The organism is Nocardioides sp. (genome assembly GCF_964228225.1).
In the GTDB taxonomy this organism is placed as follows: Bacteria; Actinomycetota; Actinomycetes; order Propionibacteriales; family Nocardioidaceae; genus Nocardioides.
This window is the reverse complement of the sequence record NZ_CAXQZB010000003.1, coordinates 39,588-60,186: the sequence shown is the minus strand read 5'-3', so window position 1 is coordinate 60,186 and position 20,599 is coordinate 39,588. Positions and strand designations below refer to the sequence as shown.

33 protein-coding genes and 2 tRNA genes are annotated in these 20,599 nt (G+C 70.4%); 30 read left to right on the top strand and 5 right to left on the bottom strand.

What is annotated here, in order from left to right; all coding sequences use genetic code 11:
• Positions 1-40 precede the first annotated feature (40 nt).
• From rpmC to ACERUJ_RS00825, 23 genes are all read left to right on the top strand, one after another.
• Positions 41-280 (top strand): 50S ribosomal protein L29, encoded by a 240-nt coding sequence (gene rpmC / locus ACERUJ_RS00935; RefSeq protein WP_370246553.1) that lies wholly within the window; start codon positions 41-43, stop codon positions 278-280.
• Positions 277-552 carry a 30S ribosomal protein S17 gene (gene rpsQ / locus ACERUJ_RS00930; RefSeq protein WP_370246552.1) on the top strand — a complete coding sequence of 92 codons (276 nt, stop codon included), beginning with the start codon at positions 277-279 and terminating at the stop codon, positions 550-552. Before rpmC ends, rpsQ begins: the two co-directional genes overlap by 4 nt.
• A gap of 56 nt (positions 553-608) precedes the next feature.
• Entirely contained in the window at positions 609-977 is a 369-nt protein-coding gene (gene rplN, locus ACERUJ_RS00925) for a 50S ribosomal protein L14 (protein ID WP_370246551.1), read from the top strand.
• Positions 977-1,339: a 50S ribosomal protein L24 gene (rplX, locus tag ACERUJ_RS00920; protein WP_370246550.1), complete on the top strand. Its 363-nt coding sequence runs from the start codon at positions 977-979 to the stop codon at positions 1,337-1,339. The genes rplN and rplX overlap by 1 nt, the downstream gene beginning before the upstream one ends.
• Before the next feature lies 1 nt (position 1,340).
• Complete coding sequence (gene rplE, locus ACERUJ_RS00915) at positions 1,341-1,910, top strand: 50S ribosomal protein L5 (RefSeq protein WP_370246549.1); 570 nt, start codon at positions 1,341-1,343, stop codon at positions 1,908-1,910.
• A 1-nt stretch (position 1,911) separates the two neighbouring features.
• Positions 1,912-2,097 carry a type Z 30S ribosomal protein S14 gene (locus ACERUJ_RS00910; protein WP_224128370.1) on the top strand — a complete coding sequence of 62 codons (186 nt, stop codon included), beginning with the start codon at positions 1,912-1,914 and terminating at the stop codon, positions 2,095-2,097.
• Positions 2,098-2,175: 78 nt separating this feature from the next.
• On the top strand, positions 2,176-2,580 hold the full coding sequence (gene rpsH, locus ACERUJ_RS00905; protein ID WP_370246548.1) for a 30S ribosomal protein S8: 405 nt from the start codon (positions 2,176-2,178) through the stop codon (positions 2,578-2,580).
• Positions 2,581-2,610: 30 nt separating this feature from the next.
• Complete coding sequence (rplF, locus tag ACERUJ_RS00900; protein WP_370246547.1) at positions 2,611-3,150, top strand: 50S ribosomal protein L6; 540 nt, start codon at positions 2,611-2,613, stop codon at positions 3,148-3,150.
• Positions 3,150-3,533: a 50S ribosomal protein L18 gene (gene rplR, locus ACERUJ_RS00895; RefSeq protein WP_370246546.1), complete on the top strand. Its 384-nt coding sequence runs from the start codon at positions 3,150-3,152 to the stop codon at positions 3,531-3,533. Before rplF ends, rplR begins: the two co-directional genes overlap by 1 nt.
• A 34-nt stretch (positions 3,534-3,567) precedes the next feature.
• Positions 3,568-4,203 carry a 30S ribosomal protein S5 gene (gene rpsE / locus ACERUJ_RS00890; protein ID WP_370246545.1) on the top strand — a complete coding sequence of 212 codons (636 nt, stop codon included), beginning with the start codon at positions 3,568-3,570 and terminating at the stop codon, positions 4,201-4,203.
• The gene (rpmD, locus tag ACERUJ_RS00885; RefSeq protein ID WP_370246544.1) at positions 4,203-4,385 is read left to right on the top strand and encodes a 50S ribosomal protein L30; all 183 of its coding nucleotides are present in this window, start codon (positions 4,203-4,205) and stop codon (positions 4,383-4,385) included. Before rpsE ends, rpmD begins: the two co-directional genes overlap by 1 nt.
• A gap of 1 nt (position 4,386) precedes the next feature.
• Positions 4,387-4,827 (top strand): 50S ribosomal protein L15, encoded by a 441-nt coding sequence (rplO, locus tag ACERUJ_RS00880; RefSeq protein WP_370246543.1) that lies wholly within the window; start codon positions 4,387-4,389, stop codon positions 4,825-4,827.
• Positions 4,828-4,995: 168 nt separating this feature from the next.
• Positions 4,996-6,297 (top strand): preprotein translocase subunit SecY, encoded by a 1,302-nt coding sequence (gene secY / locus ACERUJ_RS00875; RefSeq protein WP_370246542.1) that lies wholly within the window; start codon positions 4,996-4,998, stop codon positions 6,295-6,297.
• Positions 6,294-6,869 (top strand): adenylate kinase, encoded by a 576-nt coding sequence (locus ACERUJ_RS00870; RefSeq protein WP_370246541.1) that lies wholly within the window; start codon positions 6,294-6,296, stop codon positions 6,867-6,869. Before secY ends, ACERUJ_RS00870 begins: the two co-directional genes overlap by 4 nt.
• Before the next feature lie 30 nt (positions 6,870-6,899).
• Positions 6,900-7,724 (top strand): type I methionyl aminopeptidase, encoded by an 825-nt coding sequence (map, locus tag ACERUJ_RS00865; protein ID WP_370246540.1) that lies wholly within the window; start codon positions 6,900-6,902, stop codon positions 7,722-7,724.
• 220 nt (positions 7,725-7,944) lie between these two features.
• The gene (infA, locus tag ACERUJ_RS00860) at positions 7,945-8,166 is read left to right on the top strand and encodes a translation initiation factor IF-1 (RefSeq protein ID WP_011757309.1); all 222 of its coding nucleotides are present in this window, start codon (positions 7,945-7,947) and stop codon (positions 8,164-8,166) included.
• Positions 8,167-8,195: 29 nt separating this feature from the next.
• Complete coding sequence (gene rpmJ, locus ACERUJ_RS00855; protein ID WP_004008316.1) at positions 8,196-8,309, top strand: 50S ribosomal protein L36; 114 nt, start codon at positions 8,196-8,198, stop codon at positions 8,307-8,309.
• 176 nt (positions 8,310-8,485) lie between these two features.
• Positions 8,486-8,860: a 30S ribosomal protein S13 gene (rpsM, locus tag ACERUJ_RS00850; RefSeq protein WP_370246539.1), complete on the top strand. Its 375-nt coding sequence runs from the start codon at positions 8,486-8,488 to the stop codon at positions 8,858-8,860.
• Between the two features lie 68 nt (positions 8,861-8,928).
• Positions 8,929-9,333, top strand: coding sequence for a 30S ribosomal protein S11 (gene rpsK, locus ACERUJ_RS00845; protein WP_370246538.1), 405 nt, complete (start codon positions 8,929-8,931; stop codon positions 9,331-9,333).
• 24 nt (positions 9,334-9,357) lie between these two features.
• Positions 9,358-9,966 (top strand): 30S ribosomal protein S4, encoded by a 609-nt coding sequence (gene rpsD / locus ACERUJ_RS00840; protein WP_370246537.1) that lies wholly within the window; start codon positions 9,358-9,360, stop codon positions 9,964-9,966.
• Positions 9,967-10,070: 104 nt separating this feature from the next.
• Positions 10,071-11,087 carry a DNA-directed RNA polymerase subunit alpha gene (locus ACERUJ_RS00835; RefSeq protein ID WP_370246536.1) on the top strand — a complete coding sequence of 339 codons (1,017 nt, stop codon included), beginning with the start codon at positions 10,071-10,073 and terminating at the stop codon, positions 11,085-11,087.
• Positions 11,088-11,184: 97 nt separating this feature from the next.
• Positions 11,185-11,778: a 50S ribosomal protein L17 gene (rplQ, locus tag ACERUJ_RS00830; protein WP_370246534.1), complete on the top strand. Its 594-nt coding sequence runs from the start codon at positions 11,185-11,187 to the stop codon at positions 11,776-11,778.
• Positions 11,779-11,884: 106 nt separating this feature from the next.
• Positions 11,885-12,886: a 4-hydroxy-3-methylbut-2-enyl diphosphate reductase gene (locus ACERUJ_RS00825; RefSeq protein WP_370246533.1), complete on the top strand. Its 1,002-nt coding sequence runs from the start codon at positions 11,885-11,887 to the stop codon at positions 12,884-12,886.
• On the opposite strand, the gene ACERUJ_RS00820 is transcribed toward ACERUJ_RS00825, so the two are convergent.
• Positions 12,864-13,283 carry a GtrA family protein gene (locus ACERUJ_RS00820; RefSeq protein ID WP_370246555.1) on the bottom strand — a complete coding sequence of 140 codons (420 nt, stop codon included), beginning with the start codon at positions 13,281-13,283 and terminating at the stop codon, positions 12,864-12,866. The genes ACERUJ_RS00825 and ACERUJ_RS00820 overlap by 23 nt on opposite strands.
• 8 nt (positions 13,284-13,291) lie before the next feature.
• Positions 13,292-14,272 carry a glycosyltransferase family 2 protein gene (locus ACERUJ_RS00815; RefSeq protein ID WP_370246532.1) on the bottom strand — a complete coding sequence of 327 codons (981 nt, stop codon included), beginning with the start codon at positions 14,270-14,272 and terminating at the stop codon, positions 13,292-13,294.
• A gap of 236 nt (positions 14,273-14,508) precedes the next feature.
• Here ACERUJ_RS00815 and ACERUJ_RS00810 point away from each other — a divergent pair, with 236 nt between their 5' ends.
• Entirely contained in the window at positions 14,509-15,132 is a 624-nt protein-coding gene (locus tag ACERUJ_RS00810) for an L-threonylcarbamoyladenylate synthase (protein ID WP_370246531.1), read from the top strand.
• Positions 15,133-15,176: 44 nt separating this feature from the next.
• On the opposite strand, the gene ACERUJ_RS00805 is transcribed toward ACERUJ_RS00810, so the two are convergent.
• Positions 15,177-15,590 (bottom strand): DUF6542 domain-containing protein, encoded by a 414-nt coding sequence (locus tag ACERUJ_RS00805; RefSeq protein WP_370246530.1) that lies wholly within the window; start codon positions 15,588-15,590, stop codon positions 15,177-15,179.
• 10 nt (positions 15,591-15,600) lie between these two features.
• Positions 15,601-16,719: a DNA recombination protein RmuC gene (locus ACERUJ_RS00800; RefSeq protein ID WP_370246529.1), complete on the bottom strand. Its 1,119-nt coding sequence runs from the start codon at positions 16,717-16,719 to the stop codon at positions 15,601-15,603.
• Between the two features lie 124 nt (positions 16,720-16,843).
• On the opposite strand from ACERUJ_RS00800, the gene ACERUJ_RS00795 reads away from it, so the two are divergent.
• Both ACERUJ_RS00795 and ACERUJ_RS00790 read left to right on the top strand, forming a co-directional pair.
• Positions 16,844-16,914: transfer RNA gene (locus ACERUJ_RS00795), tRNA-Gly, on the top strand.
• Between the two features lie 93 nt (positions 16,915-17,007).
• A tRNA-Pro gene (locus tag ACERUJ_RS00790) sits at positions 17,008-17,081 on the top strand.
• Positions 17,082-17,126: 45 nt separating this feature from the next.
• On the opposite strand, the gene ACERUJ_RS00785 is transcribed toward ACERUJ_RS00790, so the two are convergent.
• Positions 17,127-17,588, bottom strand: coding sequence for an ArsI/CadI family heavy metal resistance metalloenzyme (locus ACERUJ_RS00785; protein ID WP_370246528.1), 462 nt, complete (start codon positions 17,586-17,588; stop codon positions 17,127-17,129).
• Between the two features lie 77 nt (positions 17,589-17,665).
• Between ACERUJ_RS00785 and ACERUJ_RS00780 the strand changes: the two genes are divergently transcribed.
• The 4 genes from ACERUJ_RS00780 to ACERUJ_RS00765 all read left to right on the top strand — a co-directional run bounded on the left by ACERUJ_RS00780 (position 17,666) and on the right by ACERUJ_RS00765 (position 20,598).
• On the top strand, positions 17,666-18,025 hold the full coding sequence (locus ACERUJ_RS00780; RefSeq protein WP_370246527.1) for an ArsR/SmtB family transcription factor: 360 nt from the start codon (positions 17,666-17,668) through the stop codon (positions 18,023-18,025).
• Positions 18,022-18,762 (top strand): aquaporin, encoded by a 741-nt coding sequence (locus tag ACERUJ_RS00775; RefSeq protein WP_370246526.1) that lies wholly within the window; start codon positions 18,022-18,024, stop codon positions 18,760-18,762. The genes ACERUJ_RS00780 and ACERUJ_RS00775 overlap by 4 nt, the downstream gene beginning before the upstream one ends.
• Positions 18,759-19,184, top strand: coding sequence for an arsenate reductase ArsC (locus ACERUJ_RS00770; protein ID WP_370246525.1), 426 nt, complete (start codon positions 18,759-18,761; stop codon positions 19,182-19,184). The genes ACERUJ_RS00775 and ACERUJ_RS00770 overlap by 4 nt, the downstream gene beginning before the upstream one ends.
• A gap of 145 nt (positions 19,185-19,329) precedes the next feature.
• Positions 19,330-20,598 (top strand): Ig-like domain-containing protein, encoded by a 1,269-nt coding sequence (locus tag ACERUJ_RS00765; RefSeq protein WP_370246524.1) that lies wholly within the window; start codon positions 19,330-19,332, stop codon positions 20,596-20,598.
• Position 20,599 lies beyond the last annotated feature (1 nt).

Here is a 20,599-nt window from a genome sequence, read left to right as displayed (position 1 = left end):
TGAAGTGCCGCTTCATCACCCGAGAGGCCGGTGAGTTCTGATGGCGAACCTCGCCCACGAGCTCGACGAGCTCAACGACGTCGACCTCGAGGCCAAGCTGCGCGAGGCCAAGGAGGAGCTGTTCAACCTGCGCTTCCAGGCGGCCACCGGTCAGCTGGAGAGCCACGGTCGGCTCCGTACGGTCAAGAAGGACATCGCCCGCATCTACACCGTGGTCCGTGAGCGCGAGCTCGGGATCCGCGTGGCGCCGGGCTCGAGCAACGAGGACGGTGCCGCGTGAGCGAGCAGGTCAGCGCCGACGAGCGCAACTCGCGCAAGACCCGTGAGGGCCTGGTCGTGAGCAACAAGATGGACAAGACCGTCGTGGTCGTGGTCGAGGACCGCGTCAAGCACGCCATGTACGGCAAGGTCATGCGCCGCACCAGCCGGCTCAAGGCCCACGACGAGAACAACGAGTGCGGCGTCGGCGACCGCGTGCTCCTCATGGAGACCCGCCCGCTCTCGGCCACCAAGCGTTGGCGTCTCGTGCAGATCCTCGAGAAGGCCAAGTAACAACCCGTTCCCCCAGGCTCACCCGCGGGTGAGAACCGGGCGACAAGGAGAAACCAGTGATTCAGCAGGAGTCGCGACTCAAGGTCGCCGACAACACGGGTGCCAAGGAGATCCTCTGCATCCGCGTGCTCGGCGGCTCGGGTCGGCGCTACGCCGGGATCGGCGACGTCATCGTCGCCACCGTCAAGGACGCGATCCCCGGCGGCAACGTGAAGAAGGGTGACGTCGTCAAGGCGGTCATCGTGCGGACCGTCAAGGAGCGTCGTCGGGCCGATGGGTCCTACATCCGCTTCGACGAGAACGCCGCGGTGATCCTCAAGAACGACGGCGAGCCCCGTGGTACCCGCATCTTCGGCCCCGTGGGCCGTGAGCTGCGCGAGAAGAAGTACATGAAGATCATCTCGCTCGCCCCGGAGGTGCTGTGATGGCCAAGAACCCCAGCATCAACATCAAGAAGGGCGACACCGTCAAGGTGATCGCGGGCAAGGACAAGGGTGCCGAGGGCAAGGTCATCCGGGTGCTCCGCGAGGAGCAGCGGGTGATCGTCGAGGGCGTCAACCGGATCAAGAAGCACACCAAGGTCGTGAACCAGGGCGCCGGCAACACCGGCGGCATCATCACCACCGAGGCCCCGATCCACGTCTCCAACGTGATGCTCGTCGAGGGTGACGGCGTCACCCGCATCGGCTTCCGTCGCGAGGAGGTCACCAAGCGTCGCCCCGACGGGTCGACCTACACCTCGACCCGCTCGGTGCGCATCTCGCGCAAGACCGGCAAGGAGATCTGAGATGACCGAGACCGTCTCCGAGAAGATCACCCCGCGCCTGAAGACCCGCTACCGCGAGGAGATCGTGCCCGCGCTCACCGCGCAGTTCGAGATCCCCAACGCGATGCAGGTCCCCGGCCTGGTCAAGATCGTGGTCAACATGGGTGTGGGCGAGGCCGCCCGCGACTCCAAGCTGATCGAGGGCGCCATCCGCGACCTCACCGCGATCACCGGCCAGAAGCCGGCCGTGACCCGGGCCCGCAAGTCCATCGCGCAGTTCAAGCTGCGTGAGGGCATGCCGATCGGCACGCACGTCACGCTGCGCGGTGACCGGATGTGGGAGTTCCTCGACCGGCTGCTGTCGCTCGCGCTGCCGCGCATCCGCGACTTCCGCGGCCTGAACCCGAACCAGTTCGACGGCCGTGGCAACTACACCTTCGGTCTCACCGAGCAGGTCATGTTCCACGAGATCGACCAGGACAAGGTCGACCGCCAGCGCGGGATGGACATCACCATCGTCACCACCGCCACCAACGACGAGCAGGGCCGTGCGCTGCTGAAGCAGCTCGGCTTCCCCTTCAAGGAGAACTGACATGGCGAAGACTGCCCTCAAGGTCAAGGCGGCCCGCAAGCCCAAGTACGCCGTGCGCGCCTACACCCGCTGCCAGCGCTGCGGCCGGCCCAAGGCCGTGTACCGCAAGTTCGGCCTGTGCCGCATCTGCCTGCGCGAGATGGCCCACCGCGGTGAGCTGCCCGGCGTCACCAAGTCCTCCTGGTGAGCACCACCATCACGAACCGCTGAAGGTCGCGTCCTCCCCGCGAGCACGCGAAACCGCAGAAGAAAGAGTTTCCCAGCCATGACCATGACTGACCCGATCGCAGACATGCTGACGCGTCTGCGCAACGCCAACTCGGCGTACCACGACTCCGTGTCGATGCCCTACAGCAAGCTCAAGCAGGGTGTCGCCGAGGTCCTCAAGGCCGAGGGCTACATCGCCGCCTTCGACGTCGCCGACAACGAGAACGGCGTCGGCAAGGTGCTCACCATCACGCTGAAGTACGGCCGCAACCGCGAGCGCTCGCTCTCCGGCGTGCGCCGCATCAGCAAGCCCGGCCTCCGGGTGTACGCCAAGCACACCCAGCTGCCCAAGGTGCTCGGCGGCCTCGGCGTCGCGATCATCTCGACCAGCCAGGGCCTGCTCACCGACCGCCAGGCGAACCAGAAGGGCGTGGGCGGCGAAGTCCTCGCCTACGTCTGGTGACCCCGAGACCGCGATAAGGAGATACGAAGCATGTCGCGCATTGGCAAGCTCCCCGTCCCGGTCCCGTCGGGAGTGAACATCGACATCGATGGCGCCCACCTGACCGTCAAGGGTCCCAAGGGCACGCTGTCCCACACCGTCCCGAGCCCGATCACCATCGAGCAGGCCGACGGCGTCCTCGAGGTCAAGCGGCCCGACGACGAGCGGGTCAGCAAGTCCCTCCACGGCCTGACCCGGACCCTGGTGAACAACATGGTCGTCGGTGTGACCGACGGCTACGAGAAGAAGCTCGAGATCGTGGGCGTGGGTTACCGCGTGCTCTCCAAGGGCCCCACGCAGCTGGAGTTCCAGCTCGGCTTCAGCCACCCGGTGATCATCGACGCGCCCGAGGGCATCACCTTCAACGTCGAGGGCCCCACCAAGTTCGGTGTCGTCGGCATCGACAAGCAGTTGGTCGGCGAGGTCGCCGCCAACATCCGCAAGCTGCGCAAGCCCGAGCCCTACAAGGGCAAGGGTGTGCGCTACGCGGGCGAGGTCGTCCGCAAGAAGGTCGGAAAGGCTGGCAAGTAATGGCCATCAAGCTCAAGCAGCAGAAGCACGCCTCCGCCCGACTGCGCTCGCGGCTCAAGCGGCAGATGCGGGGTCGCAAGAAGATCAACGGGACCGCCGAGCGTCCCCGTCTGGTCGTCACCCGCAGCTCCAAGCACATCACCGTCCAGGTCGTCGACGACTCCGTGGGCAAGACGCTGGCCTCGGCCTCCTCGATGGAGGCCGACCTGCGCGCCCTGGCCGGCGACAAGACCGCCAAGGCCACGCGCGTGGGCGAGCTGGTGGCCGAGCGGGCCAAGGCGAAGGGCGTCGAGTCCGTCGTCTTCGACCGTGCCGGCAACAAGTACCACGGCCGGATCGCGGCCCTGGCCGACGGCGCCCGCTCCGGCGGGCTGTCGTTCTGACGGTCAGCAAGAATCGATTGAGGAGAAGAGTCTCATGAGCGGAGCCCAGCGCGGACAGCGTGGGGGCGGCGACCGTCAGGGCCGTGGGCGCGACGGTGGTCGCGGACAGGGTGCTGAGAAGAGCCAGTACCTCGAGCGCGTCGTCGCGATCAACCGTGTCGCCAAGGTCGTCAAGGGTGGTCGTCGCTTCAGCTTCACCGCCCTCGTGATCGTCGGTGACGGGGAGGGTCTGGTCGGCGTCGGCTACGGCAAGGCCAAGGAGGTGCCCGCGGCGATCGCCAAGGGCGTGGAGGAGGCGAAGAAGAACTTCTTCCGCGTCCCCCGCATCCAGGGCACCATCCCGCACCCCGTCCAGGGTGAGAAGGCCGCCGGTGTGGTGTTCCTGCGCCCCGCCGCCCCCGGTACCGGTGTCATCGCCGGTGGCCCGGTGCGCGCGGTGCTGGAGTGCGCCGGCATCCACGACGTGCTGAGCAAGTCGCTCGGCTCGTCCAACCAGATCAACATCGTCCACGCCACCGTGGAGGCCCTCAAGCTGCTCGAGCAGCCCGAGGCCGTCGCGTCGCGTCGTGGCCTGCCGGTCGAGAGCGTCGCGCCCGCCGCGATGCTCAAGGCCAAGGCCGAGGGCGAGCGGGCGGCGGTCGCCGCCGCGAGCGCCGGGGCAGGTGCGTGATGGCGCAGCTGAAGGTCACCCAGACGAAGTCGGTCATCGGGTGCAAGCAGAACCAGCGTGAGACCGTCCGGTCGCTGGGTCTCAAGCGCATCGGTGACGTGGTCATCAAGGAGGACCGGCCCGAGATCCGCGGCATGGTCCACACCGTCCGTCACCTCGTGACGGTCGAGGAGGTCGACTGACATGACGCTGAAGCTGCACCACCTCAAGCCGGCTCCCGGCGCGAAGAAGGCCAAGATCCGCGTCGGTCGCGGTGAGGGCTCCAAGGGCAAGACCGCGGGCCGCGGTACCAAGGGCACCAAGGCCCGGTACCAGGTGCCGGTGGCGTTCGAGGGTGGCCAGATGCCCATCCACATGCGCCTGCCCAAGCTGAAGGGCTTCAAGAACCCCTTCAAGGTGACCTTCCAGGTCGTCAACCTCGACAAGATCAACGCGCTCTACCCCGAGGGCGGCGAGGTCACCGTCGCCTCCCTCGTCGAGCGCGGCGCGGTCCGGAAGGGCCAGCCGGTCAAGGTCCTCGGTGAGGGCAAGATCGGTGTCAAGGTCGACATCACGGCCCAGGCGTTCTCCGCCTCGGCCAAGGAGAAGATCGAGGCGGCCGGCGGTTCGGCCACCGTCGCCTGATCCCTGCTGCAACGCCTCCGAGGGCGCCGCTGTGTCGCACACGGCGGCGCCCTCGTGGCATCTCGCCGCATCCCGGCGGCACCGGTCGGACGCGGGCCGCTGCGGCGGCCCCTGTTAGGCTGCGACGGGCCCCGTGCCCCGCCGTTGACATCGCCAGAAAGAGGAATCGTGCTCAGCGCGTTCATCAACGCCTTCCGGACCCCGGACCTTCGCAAGAAGATCCTGTTCGTCCTGATGATCATCGTGATCTTCCGGGCCGGTTCGCAGATCCCCGCCCCGGGTGTCGACGTCGCCGCCATCGAGCGCTGCCTCGGTGACGACGCCAACAACCAGGGGATCTACAACCTGATCAACCTGTTCTCGGGGGGTGCGCTGCTGCAGCTCACCATCTTCGCGCTCGGGATCATGCCCTACATCACCGCCAGCATCATCCTGCAGCTGCTCGTCGTGGTCATCCCGCGACTCGAGGCGCTGAAGAAGGAGGGTCAGGCGGGCCAGACCAAGATCACCCAGTACACGCGCTACCTCACCCTGGGCCTGGCGCTGCTGCAGGCCACGGGCATCGTCGCGCTCGCGCAGTCCGGCGGGCTGCTGCAGAACTGCACCGAGCCGCTGCTGCACGACGACAAGCTCTCGACCTTCGTGATCATGGTGATCGTGATGACCGCGGGCACCGCGGTGATCATGTGGCTCGGCGAGCTCATCACCGACCGCGGCGTGGGCAACGGCATGTCGATCCTGATCTTCACCCAGGTCGTGGCGACGTTCCCCGGCCAGCTGTGGAACGTGGGCCAGAGCGAGGGCTGGTGGGTCTTCGGCATCGTGATCGCGATCGGCCTGGTGATCATCGCCGGCGTCATCTTCATCGAGCAGGCCCAGCGCCGCATCCCGGTGCAGTACGCGCGCCGGATGGTCGGTCGCAAGATGTTCGGCGGCTCCTCGACCTACATCCCGCTCAAGGTCAACCAGGCCGGCATCATCCCGGTGATCTTCGCCAGCTCGCTGCTCTACCTGCCGGCCCTGGCGACGCAGTTCAACCAGAACGCCGACCGGCCCGAGATCCTCAACTGGATCGACGAGCACTTCGTCAGGGGCGACCACCCGCTGTACATGGCGACCTTCTTCGCCCTCATCATCTTCTTCACCTACTTCTACGTCTCGATCACCTTCAACCCGCAAGAGGTGGCCGACAACATGAAGAAGTACGGCGGCTTCATCCCCGGGATCCGGGCGGGCAAGCCGACCGAGGACTACCTGTCCTACGTCCTGTCCCGCATCACGCTGCCGGGCGCGCTCTACCTCGGCTTCATCTCGTTGATCCCGCTGATCGCGCTCGTGCTGATCAACGCCAGCCAGAACTTCCCGTTCGGCGGCACCTCGATCCTCATCATGGTCGGCGTCGCCCTCGACACGGTGAAGCAGATCGAGAGCCAGCTCCAGCAGCGCAACTACGAAGGATTCCTGCGTTGAGGTTGATCCTCATGGGCCCCCCGGGAGCCGGCAAGGGCACCCAGGCCACGTTCGTCGCCGACCACTTCGGCATCCCGGCGATCTCCACCGGCGACATCTTCCGCGCCAACGTCTCCCAGGGCACACCCCTGGGCGTCGAGGCCAAGCGCTACATGGACGCCGGCGAGTACGTCCCCGACGAGGTGACCAACTCGATGGTGCGCAACCGCATCGCCGAGCCCGACGCCGAGCCGGGTTTCCTGCTCGACGGCTACCCGCGCACGGTCGCCCAGGTGCACGAGCTCGACGCCATGATCGAGGCCACCGGCCACCGGCTCGACGTCGTCGCGGTGCTCACCGTGAACTCCGAGGAGCTGGTGCAGCGACTGTTGCAGCGCGCTCTCACCGACGGCCGGGCCGACGACACCGAGGACGTCATCCGGCGTCGCCAGGAGGTCTACCTCGAGCAGACCGCGCCCTTGATCGACGTCTACCGTGAGCGCGGCCTGCTCGTCGAGGTCGACGGCATGGGCGAGGTCGGCGAGGTCACCGGGCGGCTCTTCGCCGCGCTCGACCAGCGGTCGCAGTCCTGACCGGCGCCACCACCGACGACGGGTCGTGCGATGTGGCGTGAGCGCGGCATCGAGATCAAGACGCCGGCGCAGCTGCAGTTCATGCGGCGCGCCGGCGTCGTCGTCGGGGAGACCCTGGAGCTGCTGCGCGAGGCCGTGCGCCCCGGCATCACCACGGGCGAGCTCGACGCCCTGGCCGAGGAGCACATCCGCCGCAGCGGCGCGATCCCGTCGTTCAAGGGCTACAGCCACCCGCCCTACCCGGCCACGATCTGCGCGTCGGTGAACGACCAGGTCGTGCACGGGGTGCCCGGTGACCGGGTGCTGCAGGCCGGGGACATCGTCTCGATCGACTGCGGTGCGATCGTGGAGGGCTTCCACGGCGACGCCGCCACCACTGTGCCGGTGGGTCCGGTGGCCGACGACGTCGCCACGCTGTTGCGCGTCGCCGAGGACGCGCTGTGGGCGGGCCTGGGCGCGGTCCGGATGGGCGGTCGGCTCGGCGACGTCTCCCATGCCGTCGAGCGCGCGGTGCGGGCGGCGGGGGAGTACGGCATCGTGCCCGACTACACCGGGCACGGCATCGGCTCGGCGATGCACCAGCCGCCCGACGTGCCGAACCTCGGGCGCCCGGGCCGCGGGCCGCGCCTGGTGGCCGGCCTGGCGCTGGCGATCGAGCCGATGGTCACCCTCGGCACCGACGAGACCGACGTGCTCGACGACGAGTGGACGGTCGTGAGCGTCGACGGGTCGTGGGCGGCGCACTTCGAGCACACGGTCACCCCCACCCCCGACGGGCCGTGGGTGCTCACCGCGCTGGACGGCGGACGTGCCGGCCTCGGCGCCCGCGGACTGGCCTGCGGCGCGCCCTCCTGAGGGTGGGGCCGGCGGCGCCGATTCGTGTTCCGGCGCCGCGGCGACCTATGCTGGCATGTCGGCCCAACATGGGTCTGTTTCGTGGTGCCTCGCGGCTGCCCGGGATCCGTCCCGGGAAGGGGCTCCCGTCACGGCCACATGAGGTCCATCCAGGACGTCCGCGTCCTGCGAAGGTTCCCGGGCCACGGTAGACACCATCCCCGAATCGAATTGTGAGGACATGCCGAAGAAAGAAGGCGTGATCGAGATCGAGGGCACCGTTGTGGAGGCCCTTCCGAATGCCATGTTCCGCGTCGAGCTGAGCAACGGCCACAAGGTTCTCGCGCACATCAGCGGCAAGATGCGCCAGCACTACATCCGGATCCTCCCCGAGGACCGTGTGGTGGTGGAGCTGTCGCCGTACGACCTCACCCGGGGTCGGATCGTCTACCGCTACAAGTAACCAGCCGACCCAACGAAGAGAGGGCTGACATGAAGGTCAACCCGAGTGTCAAGCCGATCTGTGACAAGTGCAAGGTGATCCGTCGCCACGGCCGCGTCATGGTGATCTGCGAGAACCCGCGTCACAAGCAGCGCCAGGGCTGAGCCCGCTGCTGAGCGCCGCACGGCGCCACAACTGAACACCTCACCAGCGTGACCGCATCGCCCACCCGCCTCGTCGGGTGGCGCACCCACCTCCGGAGCAGCAGGCCGGAGCCCGACGGAACCTCCACGGGACGCGTCACGTCCGACACCGCTGCGCACCACGAAAGGCCATCGACATGGCACGCCTCATGGGGGTCGACCTCCCGCGCGACAAGCGCATCGAGATCGCCCTGACCTACATCTACGGCATCGGCCGTACCCGCGCTCAGCAGCTCCTCGAGCTGACCGGTGTCGACCCCAACCTGCGGGTCCACCAGCTGGGTGACGCGGAGCTGGTCAAGCTCCGCGACGAGATCGAGGCCCAGGAGTTCAAGGTGGAGGGTGACCTTCGCCGCGAGGTCCAGGCCGACATCCGTCGCAAGATCGAGATCGGCTGCTACCAGGGGCGCCGTCACCGCCAGAACCTCCCGGTTCGCGGTCAGCGCACCAAGACCAACGCCCGCACCCGCAAGGGTCCCAAGCGCACGGTCGCCGGCAAGAAGAAGAAGTGACCCCGCGGCGCTCGCGCCCCGATCACTGAACTTCCCGCTCACCAGACCAGCTCACACCAGGAGAACAGATGCCTCCCAAGGCTCGCGCGGCTGCGGCCAAGAAGGTCCGCCGCAAGGAGAAGAAGAACGTCGCTCAGGGCGAGGCCCACATCAAGAGCACGTTCAACAACACGATCGTCACGATCACCGACCCCACCGGGGCCGTGATCTCGTGGGCCTCCGCCGGCACCGTCGGCTTCAAGGGCTCGCGCAAGTCCACCCCGTACGCCGCCCAGATGGCCGCCGAGGCCGCCGGTCGCCGTGCGATGGAGCACGGGATGAAGAAGATCGACGTCTTCGTCAAGGGTCCGGGTTCGGGCCGCGAGACCGCGATCCGCTCCCTGGGTGCCATCGGCCTCGAGGTCGGCACCATCCAGGACGTCACCCCCGCCCCGCACAACGGCTGCCGCCCGCCCAAGCGCCGGCGCGTCTGACCACGAGACCGATAGGAGACTGACATGGCCCGCTACACCGGTCCCATGACCCGCAAGTCCCGCCGTCTGGGGGTCGACCTCGTCGGTGGCGACAGTGCGTTCGAGAAGCGCCCCTACCCTCCCGGCCAGCACGGCCGCGCGCGGGTCAAGGAGAGCGAGTACCGCAACCAGCTGCAGGAGAAGCAGAAGGCCCGCTTCACCTACGGCGTGATGGAGAAGCAGTTCCACCGCTACTACGAGGAGGCGGCGCGTCGTCAGGGCAAGACCGGCGACAACCTGCTCCAGCTCCTCGAGTGCCGGCTGGACAACGTGGTCTACCGTGCCGGGTTCGCCCGCACCCGCCGCCACGCCCGCCAGCTCGTGGTCCACGGCCACTTCCTGGTCAACGGCAAGAAGGTCGACATCCCGTCGTACCAGGTCACCCAGTACGACATCATCGACGTGCGCCAGAAGTCGTGGGAGATGACCCCGTTCATCGTGGCCCGCGAGACGCACGGCGAGCGCATCGTCCCGGCGTGGCTGCAGGCCGTCCCCTCGCAGATGCGGATCCTGGTCCACCAGGTGCCCGTGCGCGAGCAGATCGACCTGCCCATCCAGGAGCAGCTCATCGTGGAGTACTACTCCAAGAAGTGACACCGCCCGGTCGGGCCGGCCCTCGGGGTCGGCCCGACCGGAGTCCCCACCCATCACGGTTCGGGTCCCTCATATAGCGGTCGGGCCCGGAAAGGAACGCCACAGTGCTCATCGCACAGCGCCCCACCCTGTCCGAGGACGTCGTCGACGAGTTCCGCTCGCGGTTCGTCATCGAGCCCCTCGAGCCGGGCTTCGGCTACACCCTCGGCAACTCGCTGCGTCGCACGCTGCTCTCCTCGATCCCCGGTGCGGCGGTCACCAGCATCAAGATCGACTCCGTCCTGCACGAGTTCTCCACCGTGGAGGGCGTGAAGGAGGACGTCACCGAGATCATCCTCAACCTCAAGGGCCTGGTCGTCTCCTCCGAGCACGACGAGCCCGTCACGATGTACCTGCGCAAGTCCGGCGCGGGGGACGTCACCGCCGCCGACATCGCGCCGCCGGCCGGCGTCGAGGTGCACAACCCCGACCTCAAGATCGCCACGCTGTCCGACAAGGGCAAGCTGGAGATGGAGCTGGTCGTCGAGCGTGGCCGCGGCTACGTCTCCGCGGTCCAGAACAAGGGCGCGGACAACGAGATCGGCCGGATGCCCGTCGACTCGATCTACAGCCCCGTGCTGAAGGTCACCTACAAGGTCGAGGCCACCCGTGTCGAGCAGCGCACCGACTTCGACAAGCTGATCATCGACGTCGAGACCAAGCCCTCCATCCTGCCGCGCGACGCGCTCGCCTCGGCGGGCAAGACGCTGGTGGAGCTGTTCGGCCTGGCCCGTGAGCTCAACGTCGAGGCCGAGGGCATCGACATCGGCCCCTCGCCGGTGGACGAGCAGCTCGCCGCCGATCTCGCCCTCCCGGTCGAGGACCTGCAGCTGACGGTCCGGTCCTACAACTGCCTCAAGCGCGAGGGCATCCACACCGTGGGTGAGCTCATCAGCCGCTCGGAGCAGGACCTGCTCGACATCCGCAACTTCGGTGCCAAGTCGATCGACGAGGTCAAGGCCAAGCTGGTCGAGATGGGCCTGTCCCTCAAGGACAGCGCCCCCGGCTTCGACCCGCACGCCGCCCTGGCCGCCTACGGCGACGACGACGACGACGCGTTCGTCGAGGACGAGCAGTACTGATCCACCCCTTCCTCTCCAGGCGCCCGGTCGGTCCGGCCGGGCGCCGCACCACCCCTACCGGAGTACCTGACACGGCTTCGGAGAAACGAGTCGCACCATGCCCGCACCGAAGAAGGGCGCCCGCCTCGGCGGCAGCCCCGCCCACCAGCGCCTGATCCTGTCGAACCTGGCCACCCAGCTGTTCGAGCACGGCCGGATCACCACCACCGAGGCCAAGGCCCGCCTGCTGCGGCCCTACGCCGAGAAGCTGATCACCAAGGCGCGCAAGGCCCACGCCGGCGAGAACCCGCTGCACCAGCGTCGCGAGGTCCTCAAGGTCATCCGTGACAAGGGCGTCGTGCACACCCTGTTCACCGAGATCGGTCCCGGCTTCGCCGAGCGTCCCGGTGGCTACACCCGCATCACCAAGATCGGCCCCCGCAAGGGCGACAACGCCCCCATGGCGGTCATCGAGCTCGTGACCGAGGCCTACAGCCCGAAGGCGCCCGCCGCGAAGCCGGCCGCTCCCGCGCTGGCCAAGGAGGAGCCCGCCGAGGCCCCCGCCGAGGCCGTCGAGGAGACCCCCGAGGTCGAGGCCGACGTCGTCACCGAGGACGCCGAGGCGACCCTGGAGGACGAGTCCCCCGCCGCGGCCGAGGCCGACGAGCCGGCCGCCGAGGCCGACACCGAGGGCGACGCCGAGAAGGCCTGACCCTCACCCGCAGCACCGCACGCCGACAGGGCCCGTCACCGATCACGGTGACGGGCCCTGTCGCTTCGGTGCGGGAGCGTCGCGGGCCGCGCCCTAGGATGGAGGCATGAGCACCGACCTCGGCACCCCTGCTGTCCTCTCGCCCGAGGAGGCTGAGCGCGCCGTGCTGCTGGCCGCGCCGCGCGGCTACTGCGCCGGCGTCGACCGGGCCGTGGTCACCGTCGAGAAGGCGCTGGACCTCTACGGCTCGCCCGTCTACGTGCGCAAGCAGATCGTCCACAACAAGCACGTGGTGGCCGACCTCGAGGCGCGCGGCGCGGTGTTCGTCGAGGAGCTCGCCGAGGTGCCGCCCGGGGCCACCGTCGTCTTCTCCGCCCACGGGGTCTCGCCCGAGGTGCACCGGCAGGCCGAGGAGCGCTCGCTCAAGACGATCGACGCCACCTGCCCGCTGGTCACCAAGGTGCACCACGAGGCGCGTCGCTTCGCCGCCGAGGACTACGACATCCTGCTCATCGGTCACGCCGGACACGAGGAGGTCGAGGGCACGGCGGGGGAGGCGCCCGACCACATCCAGCTCGTGGAGCGTCCCGAGGACGTCGCCGGCATCGTGGTGCGCGACCCCGCCCGCGTCGCGTGGCTCTCGCAGACCACGCTCTCGGTGGACGAGACGATGGCGACGGTCGCGGCCATCCGCGAGCGCTTCCCGCAGCTGCTCGACCCGCCCTCGGACGACATCTGCTACGCCACCCAGAACCGGCAGCTGGCGGTCAAGGAGATCGCGGCCGAGTCCGACCTCGTGATCGTCGTCGGCTCGGGGAACTCCTCCAACTCGGTGCGGCTGGTCGAGGTGGCGCTCGAGGCCGGGGCCGGGGCCTCCTACCGCGTGGACGACGCCAGCGAGATCGACGAGGCCTGGCTGGAGGGCGTCTCGACGGTGTCGGTCACCTCGGGCGCGTCGGTGCCCGAGGCGCTGGTCGAGGGCGTGCTCGCCTTCCTCGCCGAGCGCGGCTACCCCGACGTGCGCACCGTGCAGTCGGCCGAGGAGTCGCTGATCTTCGCCCTGCCCGTGGAGCTGCGTCGCGACCTCAAGGCCGCGGGGCGCCACTGACCCCGGCGTCGGCCCGCCTGGCGGGCCACACGACGTACCGGTAGGCGAGGAAGTTCGCCGCCAGGCTGACCCCGATCGAGCCGAGCTTGACCACCAGCAGGGTGGTCCGCGCCTGCGGCGCCGCCCCGAGCGCGTCGGCCACGTGCAGGCCGAGGGTGATCGCCACCGGCTGCAGCAGCCACATCACCGCACCTGTGGTGATCAGGAAGAGCCCGGCCTGGCGCCAGGTGAGCCGATCGGCGCCGAAGGTGAGCAGACCGTTGGCCACGAAGCTCACGCACATGCCCGCGCTGGTGGAGGCGAAGTTCGCCGGCACCGTGCCCCAGTGCGGCTGGAGCAGCACGAACAGGCCGACGTCGAGGGCGGTGTTGACGACGCCGACGCCGGCGAACCGCAGCAGCGTGCTCAGCGCGGGTCCTGCCGGGGTCCGCGGGCCGCGAGCTGCAGGGAGTACAGCGGGCGGTCCTGGGCCTCGGCGTAGACGCGACCGAGGTAGGTGCCGATGACGCCCATCATGATCAGCTGCAACCCGCTGAGCAGGAACATGCCGACGCCGAGGAACGCCCAGCCGGGCACCGACTCCTCGGGGTTGAACACGCGCACGCCGAAGACGTAGGCCGCGAGCAGGACCGAGACGAAGGAGATCGCGAAGCCGAGCTTGGAGATCCAGCGCAGCGGGGCGGTGGAGAACCCGATGATCCCGCTGGTGGCGAAGGACAGCATCTTGCGCAGCGGGTATCCGGACTCCCCGGCGTAGCGCGGGTCGCGGTCGAAGAGCACCGCCTCCTGCCGGAAGCCGACATGGGCCACGATGCCGCGCAGGAACCGGTCCTTCTCGCGGTAGCGGCCCACCTCGGCCACCACCCGGGCGTCCATGAGCCGGAAGTCGCCCACGTCCCGGGGGATCTCGGTGTCGGCCAGCCGGTCCAGCACCCAGTAGTAGGCGTGGGCGGTGACCTTCTTGAAGCGGGTGTCCTGGCGGCTGCGGCGCTGGGCGAAGACGACGTCGGCGCCCGCCTCCCACGCCTCGATGAGCTGCAGGCAGACCGGCGGCGGGTCCTGCAGGTCGGTGTCCATGATGATCACCGCATCGGCGGTGCCGGCGGCGTCGAGACCCGCGGTGACCGCGATCTGGTGGCCGAAGTTGCGCGACAGGCTCAGCACGGTGACCCGGTCGTCGTCCTCGCGCAGCTTCAGCAGATGGGCCAGCGAGTCGTCGCGGCTGCCGTCGTCGACGTAGAGGTACTCGGTGTCGAGGTCGGGCCGGGCCGCCATCGTGGTCGTGAGCGCCTCGTGGAAGGCCGCGATGCCCTCCTCCTCGTGGTAGACCGGCAGCACGAAGGCGATCCGCCGGCGGCGGGGGACCGAGGGGTCGGGCGTGGTCATGGCGGCTCTCCAGGGACGGTCGAGGTCGGGGGCGGCGCGTCGTGGACCGACGACCTGCGGGTGCTGGTCCCCATCCTCACGCGCCTTCCCGTGGGTCCACTGTGCCCCACCGAGGAGATCGGTGAGAGTTCATCGCCCGGACACGTGCCGATCAGCCCCGTCGATGTGGCCCGTCGGTCCGGGCGGCATCGGTCGGCCCTGTCGGTCCGGGGCGGTATCGGTGACAGGATGGTCCGGTGGCCCGCTTCCTCGACGTGCATCCCGACAACCCGCAGCCCCGCCTGCTCGCCCAGATCGTGGCCGCGCTGCGCGACGACGCGCTGATCGCCTACCCCACCGACTCCGGCTACGCCCTGGGCTCGCGGATCGGCAACAAGGAGGGGCGGGACCGGATCCTGCGGGTGCGGGGGCTCGACGAGCGGCACCACTTCACCCTGCTGTGCCGCGACTTCTCCCAGCTGGGGCAGCTGGTGCACGTCGACAACGCGGCGTTCCGGGCGATCCGTGCGGTCACGCCGGGCCCCTACACCTTCATCCTGCCGGGCACGCCGGAGGTGCCGCGCCGGCTGCTGCACGCCAAGAAGCGGACGGTGGGGGTGCGGATCCCCGACCACGCCTTCGTGCAGGCGCTGCTGGCCGAGCTCGGGGAGCCGCTGCTGAGCAGCACCCTGATCCTGCCGGGCGAGACCGAGCCGCGCACGATGGGCTGGGAGATCAAGGAGGACCTCGACCACGAGCTCGACATCGTGGTGGAGGCCGGGGAGGTGACGGCCTCGCCGACGACGGTGGTGGACTTCAGCGAGGGCGCACCGGAGGTGCTGCGGGTGGGGGCCGGCGACCCCGGACGCTTCGCGGACTGAGCCCCCCGTCTCCGGCCGGGCCCCCGTCTCCGGCCGGGCCCGGCTCAGGCCGGCCGCTGCCGCTGCACCCGGTGCCGCACCCACAGCACGCCGAGGGCGGCGGCGTAGCCGAGCGCGAGGGCCCCGCTGTGGTGGGAGAGTCCGGACACCGTCGCCTGGAGCACGGTGTCGTCGGCGCGGGCGACGGCGGCGCGCTCGGAGACGGCGAAGAGCAGGCACACGCCCAGCATCAACAGCGGGGGCAGCACGCCGATGGTGAAGCTGTCGTGCAGGTGCACCGCGAGCGCCAGGCCGACGCACAGCAGCACGAAGGCGACGTCGAAGATCAGGCCCAGCCGCTCGGTGAGCAGCAGGTCCGTCACGGCCAGGGTCAACGTCAGCGCGGCCCCGAGGGCGACCATCTCGACGCCGGGGGCACGACCTTCCTCCCAGACGGTGCGGGAGCGGGCGAGGCTCACGGGGGCCACGCTACGACGCGAGCCCGGGCTCGTCGTCGTCGGCGCGCCGGGGCGGCACCGCCTGGAGGTCGACGGTGCGCGGCGAGGGGGCCGGCTCGGGAGCCGCTGCGAGGTCGGCCAGTCGGCGGGTCTGCACCATCACGCGGGCGTCCCACGAGCCGACGGCGCTGTTGTAGTGGCCCACCGCGGCGTTGAGCGAGCGTCCGACCTGGTCGAGGTGGCGGGCGAAGCGGCCCAGCCGGTCGTGCAGCTCGCGGCCGAGCGCGTGCACCTGGGCGGCCTGCTCGGTGAGTGCCTGGTGGCGCCAGCCGTGGGCGACGGTGCGCAGCAGGGCGATGAGGTTGCCCGGGCTGGCGAGCACGACCTGTCGGGTGGCCGCATGCTCGACCAGGCCGGCGTCGGCCTCGAGCGCGGCGGCCCAGACCGACTCGGTGGGCAGGAACAGCACCACGAACTCGGGGGTCTCCGGCAGCGCCTGCCAGTAGGCCTTGGACCCGAGGTGGTCGATGTGGGTGCGCACGTGGCGCGCGAGCCGGGCCAGGTGCTGCTCGCGCACCTCCGCGGCCTCGGGGCCCTCGCCCTCCACGGCCGCGGCGTCGAGGAAGGCCTCCAGCGGCGCCTTGGCGTCCACGACGACGCTGCGGCCGCCGGCGAGGTGCACGACCAGGTCGGGGCGCTGGGCGCCCTCGGCGAGTCGCACCTGCTCGGTGAAGTCGCAGTGCTCGACCATGCCGGCCAGCTCGACGGCCCGGCGCAGGTGCAGCTCGCCCCAGCGCCCCCGCACCTGGGGGCGACGCAGGGCGCCGACCAGCGAGGCGGTCTCGCGGCGCAGGCCGTCGGCGCTGGTGCGGACGTCGTCGACCTGCTGGTGAAGCCGGCTCTGCATCGCGACCCGGGCGTGGTCGAGGTCGCGCAGGTGGTCGTGCAGGCGCTCGAGGCTCTCCTGCAGGCGGGCCTGCTCGGCCGCGGGGTCGGGGGCCTCGCGGCGCTCGGCGAGGGCGGCGCGGCGCGCGTCGTCGAGCCCGCGCAGCCGACCCCGGGGCACGCCGAGCGCGAGGCCGACGACGAGGCCGAGGGCCAGTCCGAGGGCCAGGCCCAGCAGCAGCAACAGCACGGCGGTCGTGGTCATGGCACCAGCGTGGGGCCGACCACCGACAATCCCGGGGAGCGGTGCCCGGCGAACCGATGGCGGGCCGGGCCCGGGGGTGTGGCACGATGAGCACGGCGCAGCCCGTGCGAGCGGGCCGCGACCGGCGGATGTAGCTCAATGGTAGAGCCCCAGTCTTCCAAACTGGCTACGCGGGTTCGATTCCCGTCATCCGCTCCGGACCGGATCGTCGACGACGCCGCGGCGTGGCCCGCGACCCGATCCGCCGGGTGCCCGCCGCGTGCTGGTGCGGGATCCCGGGCACAGCCACGGGGTGTGGCGCAGCTTGGTAGCGCATTGCGTTTGGGACGCAAGGGCCGCAGGTTCAAATCCTGTCACCCCGACCCGGTCCCCCTCACCCGGTCCCCCTGGGCCCCGCCCCCGCGGGTTCAGCAGCAGGCGGTGGCCGAGGGGGTGGGCTCGGTCGTCGAGGTGCCGCAGCAACCGGCCCCGGGCGCCTCGGTGTCGGTCGGGCCGAAGGTGGGGGAGTCGGCGAGCACGGTGTAGACCTCCCACCGCTCGGCGTCGGGGGCGTCCTCGACCCAGAACTTGTCCTGGGTGGCGTAGCAGCAGGTGGTCGCCCGCTCGTCGACCGAGGCGAGACCGGCCTCGCGCAGCCTGGCCTGCACCGCGTCCACCGCGGCGGTGTCCTCCACCTCGATGCCGAGGTGGTTCAGGGTGCCGCCCTGCCCCGGGTTCTGGAGGAGCACGAGCTTCAGCGGCGGGTCGGCGACGGCGAAGTTGGCGTAGCCGGGCCGGGTCTTGGCGGGTGCCGTGCCGAGCAGGGCGGTGTAGAAGGCGACGGACGCCTCGAGGTCCTCGACGTTGAGGGCGAGCTGCAGACGGGACATGACGTCCTCCTCAATGAATAGATAGTGATCGATATTAGAGGTTGCCACGACGTATCGATATCGGTCAACATAGACCTGTGTCTAAGTCTGTCGAGAGGCTGAGCCCGGCCGAGACCGTCGCCTGCTGCTCCCCGCTGATGTCCTCCACGCCGCTCAGCACGGCGCAGGCCGAGCGCATCGCGCCCCTGCTCAAGGCGCTGGCGGACCCCGTGCGGCTGCGCCTGCTCTCGCTCGTCTACGCCCACGAGGGGCGCGAGGCGTGCGTGTGCGACCTCCACGACGCCTTCGACCTCTCCCAGCCCACGATCAGCCACCACCTCAAGGTGCTGCACGAGGTCGGTCTGCTCGACCGCGCCAAGCGCGGCACCTGGGTGTACTACTCCGTGCGCACCGAGGCCCTGGCCGACCTCGCCCACCTCATCGGCGGTGGGCGGTGAGCGCCGCGATCCCGGACGCCGGGCCCGCCCTGCGCAGCCGGATCGCCGCCGAGGGCGTCGGGACGGCCTTCCTCGTCGCTACGGTCGTCGGCTCGGGGATCATGGCCACCTCGCTCACCGACGACGTCGCGCTGCAGTTGCTCGCCAACAGCCTCATCACCGGCGGCGTGCTCGTCGCGCTGATCCTGACGCTGCAGCCGGTGTCGGCCGCGTTCAACCCGGTGGTCACGCTCGTCGAGGTGCTCACCACCGGGCTCGACCGCCGGGTGGCGGCCCTGCTGGTGCTCGCCCAGGTGGCCGGTGGCTGCCTGGGGGCCGTCGTGGCGAACCTGATGTTCGACCTCGACGCCGTGGTCCTCTCGACCCGCGAGCGCAGCGGGGGAGGGCTGTGGCTCGGCGAGGTCGTGGCCACCCTGGGACTGGTGCTCGTGGTGTTCGGCGCGATCCGCTCGGGCCGCACGGCCACCATCGCCTACGCCGTGGCGGGCTACATCGTGGCCGCCTACTGGTTCACCTCCTCCACCTCCTTCGCCAACCCCGCGGTCACGATCGCCCGCACGCTGTCCGACACCTTCGCCGGCATCGCGCCCGGCTCGGTGCCGATGTTCGTCCTGATGCAGCTGGTCGGCGCCGCGCTGGCGATGGCCCTGCTGCGCCTGCTCTTCCCGCCCGCCCACCCCGCCCCGGAGCCGGCCGCACCGCCGGCCCGCGACGACCTCGGAAGGACCACCCCGTGACCACCGCTCCCCCCGACGCCCCGCGGACCCGCCACACCGTGCTCTTCGTGTGCGTGCACAACGCCGGCCGCTCCCAGATGGCGGCCGGCTACCTCCAGCACCTCGCGGGCGACCGCGTCGAGGTGCTCTCCGCCGGCTCCAAGCCCGGTCACGAGATCAACCCCGTCGCGGTGGCCGCGATGGCCGAGGAGGGCATCGACATCGCGTCGAACACCCCCAAGGTGCTCACCGAGGAGGCCGTGCGTTCCTCCGACGTCGTCATCACCATGGGCTGCGGCGACGCCTGCCCCTACTTCCCCGGCACCCGCTACGAGGACTGGGCGCTCGAGGACCCGGCAGGACAGGGCATCGAGGCCGTGCGCCCGATCCGCGACGAGATCCGGGCCCGGGTGGAGGCCCTCATCGCCTCCCTCGACGGCTGAGACGACAGTCTCGGGGGTCGGGGGTCGGGGGTCGGGGGTCGGCGTCGTGCCGTCTCGGAACCCCGATGCGCCCTGGTGATGACCTACCCTGGGCGGGCCCCGGCCTCCCCGCCGGCTCCACCCCGCTCCCCGAAGAGGTCCCACCATGTCGTCGCGCCCCCGTCCGCTGCTCCGCAGCACCGTCCTCGCCGCCTCGGCCGCCGTCGTCACCGGCGCCGTGACGGCCCTCCCGGCGCCGGCCCGGGCCGAACGCGCCCCCGTGGTGCTGCCCGCCTGGACCTGCACCGACACCGAGACCCAGGTCCTGGCCGGGGCGACGCGGTCGATCCTGACCGCCCAGTGCGACATGCAGCCGCTCCCGGTCGACGACCCGCCGGTCCACTGGGTCACGCACTGCGCGTTGTCCAACAAGGTGCTCCCGCCCGGAGCGGACTTCACGGTGTTCCACGCCGCGGCGCCGGCCCCCGGAGCGAAGGGCGCCTTCAAGGTCGAGATCGCCAGTGAGTCGCCGCTGGTCGTCGGGGACTCGTCGGTCGACGCCAGCTGCCGGTCGCAGTCCGAGGCCGGTGACTCCCAGGAGGAGCAGATCCGCACCTTCACCTTCCACGTCGTCGACACGGCTCCGACGTGTGAGGACGCCGTGGTCGAGACTGGCTTCGGGGTCGCCGCCACGGTCGCGCTGAGCTGCAGCGACACCTTCGGCGTGCGCGAGATCACCTCGGCGCCGCAGCACGGCACGGTGACCGGTCTCGACGGCACCGACGGCACCGAGACGACCTACACCCCGGAGCCCGGCTTCACCGGCACCGACACCTTCGTGGTGACCTCCACCAACCTCGCCGGCGAGGACACCGCGACCGTGTCGGTGACGGTCGGTGCGCCGCCGGTCTCCCCGGACACCGACGGCGACCGCCTCACCGACGCCCAGGAGGAGGCGCTGGGCACCGACCCCCGCGCCAAGGACACCGACGGCGACGGCCTCGGCGACGGACGCGAGGTGCGGGGGATCCGGATGTCGGCCAAGGTCGCCTACGGGATCCGCCGGGCGCAGGGCCGGCCGGTGGGCGTGGTGCGCCCCGACCCGCTGCGCGCCGACACCGACGGAGACGGGCTCGGTGACGGCGCGGAGCTGCGACTGCGCCGGATCGGCCAGACCGTGCTGACCCCGCTCAGCTCCTACGTCATCGGCAAGCGTGTCACGAACCCGGTGCGTGCCGACTCCGACCGCGACGGCCTCACCGACCGCGAGGAGCTGTTGGGCACCGCGAACCGGGCCTACGGCTCGGCGCCGAGCGACCCGATGCGTGCCGACACCGACATGGGCGGCATCCGCGACGGCAGCGAGGTGCGCCGCGGCGCCAACCCCGTCGACGCGCGCGGGACGGGCAACACGCCGGCCCGACACGCCGGCTGAC